Source organism: Mitsuaria sp. TWR114 (genome assembly GCF_007997345.1).
This window is the reverse complement of record NZ_VOSR01000390.1, coordinates 1-8,850: the sequence shown is the minus strand read 5'-3', so window position 1 is coordinate 8,850 and position 8,850 is coordinate 1. Positions and strand designations below refer to the sequence as shown.

The following is an 8,850-nucleotide window of genomic DNA, read 5'->3' as shown; positions in this document are numbered from 1 at the left end:
CGCCGCCGGCCTGCTGCTGTTCATCGCCTTCTACGCCGGCGCGCTGACGCTGTTCCATCACGAGATCGAGGAATGGTCCGCCGCCGGCGAGCCCCCGGCCGGCCCGCCCCCCACGCTGGCCGACGCGCAGCGGCTGCTGGACGGCGTGCTCGCGCAGGCGCCGAAGATGGCGGCCGACATCCGCCTGCAGCTGCCCCACGACGGCCACGGCCTGCGCGCCTACGGCCAGGATCCCTCGACGAAGACCTGGCGGTCGTTCGAGCTCGGCGCCGATGGCCAGCCCCGCGAGCAGCGGGAGCGCGGCGAGCTCGGCGAGTTCATCTACCGCCTGCACTACACCGTCGGCATTCCCGGCGCCTGGGGCACCTACACGATGGGCGTGGTGTCGCTGCTCTATGGCCTGGCGCTGGTCAGCGGGCTGGTGATCTACCTGCCGGTGCTGGCGCGCGATCTCTTCGCGCTGCGCTGGGGCCGCAACCTGAAGCGGCTCTGGCAGGACGCGCACAACGCCGTCGGGCTGCTCTCCCTGCCTTTCCACATCGTCTTCGCCTGGAGCGGCGCGGTGCTGTGCATCGGTACGCTGCTGCTGGCGCCGTTCCAGTTCCTGGTCTTCGAGGGCAAGCTGCTGGCGCTGATCGGCCCGCAGGCCGGCTTCTCGCGGCCGGTCCAGGCCAGCGGGAAGCCGGCATCGCCGCTGAACGTGGAGCAGTTGGTTGCCGCGGCCACCCGGGCCGCGCCCGGCCTGGAAGTCGAACGCCTGCACATCCGCCATCACGGCGACGCCGCCGCGCAGGTGGAAGCGGACGGCCTCCTGCATGAGCGCCACCTCAGCGCGGCGGCGCGCGTGGAGCTGTCGGGCACCACTGGCGCGCTGCTGCATCCGGTCCAGCGGCCCGCGACCTACGGCAGCGGCACCGCCCTGCTGCGCGGCTTGCAGACCCTGCACTACGGCGACTTCGGCGGACTGGCGCTGCGCTGGGTGTACTTCGTGCTGGCGCTCGCCGGCGCCTTCCTCTTCTACAGCGGCAACCTGCTGTGGGTCGAATCGCGCCGCAAGCACCAGCAGGCGGCACAGCCGCGCCGCGCCAGCGTGATGGCGCGGCTGACGCTGGGCGTGGCGCTGGGCTGCATCGCGGGCATCTCGGCGCTGTTCGTCGGCACCCGGGTGCTGGGGCCGGACCGTTTCGCCGACGCGGTGCAGCCGGTCTACTTCGCGGTGCTGGGCCTGTGCGTGCTCTGGGCGATGGTCCGTCCGCTGCCAAAGGCGGCCTTCGAGCTGTGCGTCGCCGCCGCCGCGCTCACCGGCTGCATCGCGCTGGCGGACGCCGCGATGCTCGGCCCGCGCCTGCTGCGCGGCGATCTGCTGCTGTGGACCGTCGACCTGACGGCGCTGCTCGGCGCCGCGCTGTTGCTTCTGCTCGCCCGCGCGACACGGCATCGCGCCCGCAACGGCGCGCCGCACAGCGTGTGGGCGCTCGGCGCATGAGCGTCTGAACGCGGCTGGCATCGGCGTGCGGAGCCGGAGCCGGCCTTCGGCTTCCGGCAGCCGCCGACCGGGCTACTTCGAGTAGCCCGTGTCCTTGATGAACACCGACCGCCGCTCCGGGCCGCTGAAGGCGAACAGCACGCGCTGCTGCTCGCCGTTGTCGCGCTCGACGACCATGGCCCAGCGCTCGAGCCGGTAGCGTCCGGTGAAATCGGCCCCGTTGCGGCGCTGCGTCGTCCCGCCGCCGGCGCCGGCGCCGACGGCGCTCACCGACGAGGTCCCCGTGCTGCCGCCGCGCGAGTAGGACGTCGTCGCCATGCCGGTCACGCCGCCGCGGCGGCCATCGAGCCGGTGCCGAAGACCGCGCGGCCGCTCTGCTCGAACTGGCCGTCGCCATGGAAGTGGAAGCGGTTCTGCGAGCTGCCGCCGCCCAGGATCGAGTACCACGAGTGGGTGAAGGTGCCGTCCACGCGCTGCCCCGCCTCGGCGGGCTGCGCCGGCCGGCCCTGCACGGTGCGCCAGTCCTTGTCGTCGTGGTCGCGGATCTGCCACTCGTTGCCCTGGCGGCGCCACTGGATGACGCGCTCGGGCTGGAAGCGGCGCGCGCCGGCCATGTCGAGCTCGTCGGGCGGCAGGTCCAGCCGCTGGTAGCCGCTGCCGTCCTTGAGCAGCAGGTGCACGTGCTCGACCAGGCTCTCGCCGCTGGGCTGGTACCAGGTCCAGAGCAGGAAGGCGATGTCCTTGTCCGCGACGCCCTTGCCGGGCGCGGCCCGGATCGCGCGCTCGGCGGCGGCGCGACGTTCCAGCGTGGCGCTGCGCTCCGCCTCCTCACGCCGGCGGCGGTCGTCGCCGGCGAGCGCGCGCAGCGTCGGCCACAGCTCGTTGGACTTGCCCGTGATGGACTTCAGGCCGTCGCCGTAGCGCTGCAGCAGCGCCTCCTCCTGCGAGAACGCGATGCGCAGCCATTCGACCTTGCCGTCGCGCGGCGGGCGCATGTAGACCTGGGTCTCGACGGCGGCGCCCGCCACCGTCACCACGCAGCTCTGCACCACGACGCCGGCGGTCAGCGTCTCGGGCGCGCGGCAGGCGGGCTGGCCGCTCGCGCCCAGCCCGCGCAGCGGCTCACGGATGCGCGCGAAGGCGTCCAGGCCCTGGGCGCGTACGACCTCCAGCGGCGGCGCCGCCCACAACTGCATCACCTTGCCCGGCGGCAGGTCGGCCGGCTGCTGCAGCAGCCCGTCATCGACCACGCGCATCGTCCAGCCGGTCGGGGCGTCGTACGCGCGGACGGGCGAGGCGAGCACGAGGAACATCAGCCCCACCAATGACAGCGGTGGCGTCGATGGCATCGACTGCACCCGCGGCACTCGCGGTATGCGCGGCATCCACGACATCAGGCAACGGCGGAAGGCATCCAGGCGCATGACGATCCTGCGGCAATGAGGAGCGCGCAGTGTCACGGCGATGCGTCCGTCCGCCTCTCCCCAGCCCTAGGGAGTGCCAGAAATGCAAAGCGGGCCCTGAGGCCCGCCGGAGTTCCTCGAGCGACGCTCGCGGATCAGATGGAGTAACCCAGCAGCATCGCCACGCCGGCTTCCTTGTTGGGACGCTTGAAGCCGTCGCGGGTCAGGCGGTTCATCGGGATCGACAGCGACGAGGTCTGGAACCACTTGGCGTAGAGCTGGTCGATCTCGCCGCTGGCGTAGATGCGGCTCAGCACGCGGTCCACGATCGAGCCGAGGCGGGTGTCGCCCTTGCGCATCATGATCCCGTAGGGCTCGACCGAGAACGCCATGCCGCCCAGGCTCAGGCTGTCCTGCGCCTTCTCCTTCGAGGTCAGGCCCAGCAGCAGCGCGTCGTCCTGCGCGAACGCGCGGGCCTTGCCCTCGCGCAGCGCCTTGAAGGCATCGCCGTTGCTGGCGTACTGCACCAGCTGCATCTTGGCTTCGCCCGACTTGTTCAGCTGGTTGAACAGCTTCTCCGACGTGGTGCCCTTGGTCAGCGCGATCGTCATGCCGTCCAGGTCCTTGGTCGTCTCGACCCGGGTGCCGTTGGGCAGCAGCACCCGCATGCCGGCGACGAAGACGGTGTAGCTGAAGTCGACCTGCTCCTGCCGCGCCTTGGTGTTGGTCGTGGAGCCGCACTCCAGGTCGATGTCGCCCTTCTGCAGCTTGGGGATGCGGTCGGCGCCCGAGACGACGACGTACTCGACCTTCAGCTCGGGCAGCTTGAGTTCCTTCTTGATCTCGTCGACGGCCGCCAGGCACAGCTCGACGGTGTAGCCCTGGCCCTGCTTCTGCTCGTTGACGAAGGAGAACGGACGGGACGTCTCGCGCACGCCCAGCGTGATCGTGCGGGTCTCCTTGATGCGGGCCATCGTGTCGATGGTGGAGCCGGCGGCGCTGGCCGACAGCGACGTCAGCGCGGCGGCGGACATGACAAGGACGCCGCTCAGGCGCCGGATCGCGGAGGACATGGTCGAAGTTCGGGTCGGTGAAAACCCTGAATTCTAGGGATACGTCCTCACCGAAGCGTCACCAGCCACCGCCGCTCGACCACCGGTTCCCTACCGCCCAGGCGCAAGCCGCACCCTTCCGTGAAATCAATCACGGGTCGATAACCGGACTCACCGTGAAGGCGCCGTCAAGGGCGCGCCGCCTGCCGGCTGGCCGCGCACCAGCTGGCGCATCAGCAGCGCGGCCACCAGCGTCGATCCGATCACGACGTAGCCCACCTGGCCGAAGTCCTGGACGTGGCGTCCGGCCCGATGTGGACGATGTGGCCCGCCACCAGCGAGGCACCCCGCCGGCGAGCTGCTGCAGCGCCGAATTGATCGCGTTGAACGAGCCGCGCTGCTCCGGCGCGGGCACGCCGGCGAGGGTCGCCTGGGCCGGGATCATGCGCGAGAAGATGCCCACGAACATCACCACGTTCACCAGGATCAGCAGCCACAGCGGCGACGGGCCCAGGTGGGTGTAGACCGCGACCGTGGCGATGGTGATCGCGCAGCCGGCGTAGAACACCGGCATCGTGCCGACGCGGTCGGCCATGCGGCCGATCAGCGGCGAGAACACCAGCGTGCACAGGCCGGTCACCAGGTAGATCACCGGCAGGTGATCCAGCGGGATGCCGACGTTGTGCACCACGAAGGCGCTGGCGAAGGGCATCAGCATGAAGCCGCCCGTCGTCAGCAGCGCGGTCAGCGCGAAGGCCAGCTGCTGGCGCGACACCCGCACCGTCTGCAGCAGGTGCCGCCCGGCGCTGTGCCGGCCGGTGCCGGCCGCGCCGAGGTGCGCATTGACCGGCTGCAGCCGGGTCGCGATCACCAGCGCGGCGAGCAGCCCGAACAGCACGATCGCGATGAACGGCGCATGCCAGTCGAAGCGCGAGGCCAGGAAGATCGAGAACGGCAGCCCCAGCACCTGGCTGGCCGCGAAGCCGCCCTGCAGCAGGCCCATCACGCGGCCGCGCTGCGCGGGCGGGAACAGGTCGGCGGTGATGGCCATGACGATGGAGCCGATGACGCCGCCGAACAGGCCGGTGACGATGCGCGCCGCCAGCAGCGACACGAAGCTGGTGGCCAGCCCGCACCACAGCGTGCCCAGCAGGAAGCCGCCGAAGAAGAACAGCAGCAGCCGCTTGCGGTCGAAGCGGTCGGCGAAGCCGGCGGTCAGCAGGCCGGCGATGCCGGCGCTGAAGGCGTAGGCCGAGACGGCCGTGCCGAACTCGCCGGCGCTCATCCGCAGCGCCGGCATGATCATCACGCCCAGCGGGGACATGATCATGAAGTCCAGCACGACGGCGAATTGCAGCAGCGCCATCAGGCCGGCGGCCAGGCGTTGGTAGGGCGTGAAGGGCTGCATCGCGGCGGGTGGGGCCGCGGATGTCGCCGTGGATGTCGCGGCGGGTGTGCCGGCGGGAGCGGATTGGTGGTCGGGCATGGGTCGCGATTCTGCGCACCGCCTGTCCCGACTGCGTAAAGACATGGCGTAAAGACATCGCCGGCATCCGGAGATTGCCGCGGGCCGGCGGACGTCAACCCCCTTTTCACCAGAAACAGGGGATGAATCGCGGCGGCACGAGGTCTAGACTGGCGCCACGCTGGCAAGGTGCCGCGCATCGACGCACGACAGTGCGCGCGCGGCCGCCGGCAGGGGCCAGGGAGCGGTTCTCTTCGGGGCGTTCGATGCCGAGCCGGGAAGCGCTTCTCCGCATCATCGAGATCCACAGCCAGGTCGCCCAGCTGGGACTGGACCTGGCCGGCGTGATGTCGCTGTCGGTCCACGGCACGCTGGAGCTCGTCGACGCCGACGGCGCCGCGATCGAACTGGCCGAGGGCGAGGACCTGGTCTACCGCGCCGTCGCCGGCGCCGCCTCCCACCAGCTGGGCGTGCGGGTGCGCCGCGACGGCAGCCTCTCCGGCACCTGCCTGCGCCAGGGCATCCCGCTGATCTGCGAGGACGTCGAATCCGACGGCCGGGTCGACCTCGAGGCCTGCCGCCGCGTCGGCCTGCGCTCGATGGTCGTGCTGCCGCTGTCGCACCAGGGCACGCCGGTGGGCGTGCTCAAGGCCTTCTCCGCCCGCACCCGCAACTTCGGCAACCGCGAGGTGGAGGTGCTCTCGCTGATGTCCAAGGTGCTGGGCGCCGCGATGTACTGGGCCACCCGCTACGGCCGCGACGACCTCTTCCACCGCGCCACCCACGACGACATGACCGGCCTGGCCAACCGCTCCCTGTTCATGGACCGGCTGCGGCATGCGACCGCGGAGGTCGAGCGCGGCGATCCGCCGATCGCCGTGCTGCTGCTGGACATGGACGGCCTGAAGCTCATCAACGACAGCCTCGGCCATGCCGCCGGCGACGCCGCGCTGATCGAGTTCAGCCGCCGCCTGGCCATGGCCACGCGGGAGTCGGACACGGTCGCGCGGCTGGGCGGCGACGAGTTCGCCGTGCTGCTGACCCACGCGGGCTCGGCCTCGACGCTGGCGACCACGCTGGACCGCATCCAGACGGCCGTCGAGGGGCCCTTCGCCTACCTGGACCGCGTGCTGCGGCTGCGCGCCAGCATGGGCGCCTCGCGCTGCCCGGAAGACTGGCGCGACGCGACGGCGCTGATGGAGTGCGCCGACATGCGGATGTACGAGGCCAAACGCACCCGCCAGGGCCGCGACCGCACCGGCCCCGTGCCGCTGGACCCGCCGTGCTGACCGTGCTCTGCTGACCGCGTGCTGGCGGCCGGGCGCCCTGTCGAGCGCCGAAACCGTGCGGGCGGTCACGCGGCGCGCCGCGCCCGCGTGCATGTCCGCATTCCCTTGTCACGGCCGCTGCTGATAATGCCGGCACATCAAGAGCCCGCAGGGAGGGACCGATGACCGACATGGTGTTCGCCGACGAGCTGCCGGAACCCGGGGAGGAGAGCCGGAGCCGCGTGCTCGATCCGTGGGTGGTGATGATCGTCGACGACGATCCCGCCGTGCACCAGGTCACGCAGCTGGTGATGGCGGACTTCGAGTTCGCCGGGCGCCGGCTCCAGTTCCTGAATGCCTACAGCGGCAGCGAGGCGCGCGACGTGCTGCGCGACCGCCACGACATCGCGCTGATCCTGCTGGACGTGGTGATGGAGTCGGAGCACGCCGGGCTGGACGTCGCGCGCTTCATCCGCGAGGAGCTGCGCAACACGCAGGTGCGCATCGTGCTGCGCACCGGACAGCCGGGCCAGGCGCCCGAAGAGCATGTCATCAAGACCTACGACATCAACGACTACAAGGAGAAGACGGAGCTGACCAAGCGCAAGCTGATCACCGTCTTCTACTCGGCGCTGCGTTCCTACCGGGACATCGTGATCCTGTCGCAGTCGCGCGCGGCGCTGCGGCGCTCGATCGATGCGATCACGCAGATCCACGACTCGAGCAACCTGCGCCACTTCGCATCGGCGCTGCTGGAGCAGGTCGGCCACATGCTGGGTTACCAGGCGCAGGGCCTGTGCGCGAGCCGCATGTACGCGGCCTCGCATGCCGAGGGCCGGCTGCAGGTGCTGGCCGCCACCTCCGAGTACCAGGGGCTGCTGGCCGGCAACCGCCTCACCGACCTGCCGCCCGACGTGCGCGACGCGCTGGACCAGGCGCTGGTCACGCGCGAGAGCCGCTTCGAGGACGGGCGCTTCATCGGCTACTACCAGACGCACTCGGGCAACGAGAGCCTGCTGTACATGGTGCTGTCGGATCCCATCGACGACGAAGGGCGCGAGATGCTGGACATCTTCTGCGCCAACGTCGCGATCGCCTACGAGGGGCTGCTGGCACGGGATCGGGCGCGCTGAAGCGGCCTATCATCGCGGCCGCTTTCCCGGGATTTCCGGGTTTCGGAATTCCGCGGTTCCGCGTTCATGCATCAGCTTCGCCTCTTCTTCATCGCCCTGCAGTTCTTCACCCGCGTGCCGGTGCCGCGCTGGGTCGGCTTCGAGCCGGCCTGGCTGCAGCAGTGCGCGCGCTACTTCCCGCTGGTCGGCGCGGTGGTGGGCGGCTGCTCGGCGCTGGTGCTGTGGGGCGCGATGCAGCTGTTCCCGGCCACGGTGGCGGTGGGGCTGGCGATGGCCGCCAGCGTCTGGCTGACCGGCGGTTTCCATGAGGACGGGCTCGCCGACAGCTGCGACGCGCTCGGCGGCGCGGTGTCGCGGGAGAAGGCGCTGGCCATCATGAAGGACTCGCGCATCGGCAGCTATGGCGCGCTGGGGCTGATCCTGGTGCTGGGCCTGAAGGCGGCGGTGCTGCTGGGCTTGGCGGACACCGATCCGGCGCTGGCGGCGCTGGCGATCGTGTGGGCGCATGTGGCGTCGCGCGCCGCGCCGGTCTGGCTGCTGCATGCGCTGCCCTACGCCGGCGATGCCGACCACGCCAAGGCCAAGCCGCTGGCGACGCAGATCAGCGGCCCGGGCCTGGGCATCGCGCTGGGCCTGGTGGTGCTGGCGACGGCCGTCGGCGCCTGGCTGACGCCGGAGAACGTGCCGCTGATGCTGGGCGCGGTGGTGGTCGTTGCGGGGCTGACCTTCTACATGCAGTCGATGCTCGAGCGCCGCCTGCACGGCTACACCGGCGACACGCTGGGCGCGACGCAGCAGGTCGTGGAGCTGGGCGCGCTGCTGGCCTTCCTGGCGCTGGCGCCGCTGTTCCCGGTGGACTGACGATGGGCGACGGTGTCGACGCCAACGCCCGCTCTGGCGTCCAGGCGCGTGCGCAGGCGCAAGCCCATGCCGATTCCGATGCCTATTCCCATGCCCAGGCCCGCGCCGACGGGGCCGTCGTTGTCTGGCGGCATCCCCGTCCGGAAGGCGCGAGCGGCCTGTGCGTCGGCGCGCGCTGCGAC

General features: G+C 71.1%; 9 protein-coding genes. 5 read left to right on the top strand and 4 right to left on the bottom strand.

Features of this window, described 5'->3' with window-relative positions:
• On the top strand, positions 1 to 1,486 hold a 1,486-nt coding region (locus FUT87_RS14840), incomplete at its 5' end, for a PepSY domain-containing protein (protein ID WP_147241513.1).
• A 72-nt stretch (positions 1,487 to 1,558) separates the two neighbouring features.
• On the opposite strand, the gene FUT87_RS14835 is transcribed toward FUT87_RS14840, so the two are convergent.
• From FUT87_RS14835 to FUT87_RS14820, 4 genes are all read right to left on the bottom strand, one after another.
• Positions 1,559 to 1,804 (bottom strand): hypothetical protein, encoded by a 246-nt coding sequence (locus tag FUT87_RS14835; protein ID WP_147241512.1) that lies wholly within the window; start codon positions 1,802 to 1,804, stop codon positions 1,559 to 1,561.
• Between the two features lie 5 nt (positions 1,805 to 1,809).
• On the bottom strand, positions 1,810 to 2,799 hold the full coding sequence (locus FUT87_RS14830; protein WP_147241511.1) for a hypothetical protein: 990 nt from the start codon (positions 2,797 to 2,799) through the stop codon (positions 1,810 to 1,812).
• Between the two features lie 245 nt (positions 2,800 to 3,044).
• Positions 3,045 to 3,962, bottom strand: coding sequence for an amino acid ABC transporter substrate-binding protein (locus tag FUT87_RS14825; protein WP_147241510.1), 918 nt, complete (start codon positions 3,960 to 3,962; stop codon positions 3,045 to 3,047).
• Between the two features lie 130 nt (positions 3,963 to 4,092).
• On the bottom strand, positions 4,093 to 5,349 hold the full coding sequence (locus tag FUT87_RS14820) for an MFS transporter (protein ID WP_255511850.1): 1,257 nt from the start codon (positions 5,347 to 5,349) through the stop codon (positions 4,093 to 4,095).
• Positions 5,350 to 5,672: 323 nt separating this feature from the next.
• Here FUT87_RS14820 and FUT87_RS14815 point away from each other — a divergent pair, with 323 nt between their 5' ends.
• The 4 genes from FUT87_RS14815 to FUT87_RS14800 all read left to right on the top strand — a co-directional run.
• Positions 5,673 to 6,695, top strand: coding sequence for a sensor domain-containing diguanylate cyclase (locus FUT87_RS14815; RefSeq protein ID WP_147241509.1), 1,023 nt, complete (start codon positions 5,673 to 5,675; stop codon positions 6,693 to 6,695).
• Between the two features lie 161 nt (positions 6,696 to 6,856).
• Positions 6,857 to 7,807 carry a DUF3369 domain-containing protein gene (locus tag FUT87_RS14810; RefSeq protein WP_147241508.1) on the top strand — a complete coding sequence of 317 codons (951 nt, stop codon included), beginning with the start codon at positions 6,857 to 6,859 and terminating at the stop codon, positions 7,805 to 7,807.
• Between the two features lie 66 nt (positions 7,808 to 7,873).
• The gene (locus FUT87_RS14805) at positions 7,874 to 8,668 is read left to right on the top strand and encodes an adenosylcobinamide-GDP ribazoletransferase (protein WP_147241507.1); all 795 of its coding nucleotides are present in this window, start codon (positions 7,874 to 7,876) and stop codon (positions 8,666 to 8,668) included.
• Positions 8,669 to 8,670: 2 nt separating this feature from the next.
• Positions 8,671 to 8,850, top strand: a 180-nt coding sequence (locus tag FUT87_RS14800; protein WP_222617162.1) for a hypothetical protein, incomplete at its 3' end; no start/stop codon positions are given.

Excerpts from the sequence above, each read along its gene's own strand:
- FUT87_RS14830 (WP_147241511.1), bottom strand. The coding sequence starts at position 2,799 with ATGTTCCTCGTGCTCGCCTCGCCCGTCCGCGCGTACGACGCCCCGACC.
- FUT87_RS14815 (WP_147241509.1), top strand. The coding sequence starts at position 5,673 with ATGCCGAGCCGGGAAGCGCTTCTCCGCATCATCGAGATCCACAGCCAG.
- FUT87_RS14810 (WP_147241508.1), top strand. The coding sequence starts at position 6,857 with ATGACCGACATGGTGTTCGCCGACGAGCTGCCGGAACCCGGGGAGGAG.
- FUT87_RS14835 (WP_147241512.1), bottom strand. The coding sequence starts at position 1,804 with ATGGCGACGACGTCCTACTCGCGCGGCGGCAGCACGGGGACCTCGTCG.
- FUT87_RS14825 (WP_147241510.1), bottom strand. The coding sequence starts at position 3,962 with ATGTCCTCCGCGATCCGGCGCCTGAGCGGCGTCCTTGTCATGTCCGCC.
- FUT87_RS14805 (WP_147241507.1), top strand. The coding sequence starts at position 7,874 with ATGCATCAGCTTCGCCTCTTCTTCATCGCCCTGCAGTTCTTCACCCGC.
- FUT87_RS14820 (WP_255511850.1), bottom strand. The coding sequence starts at position 5,349 with ATGCAGCCCTTCACGCCCTACCAACGCCTGGCCGCCGGCCTGATGGCG.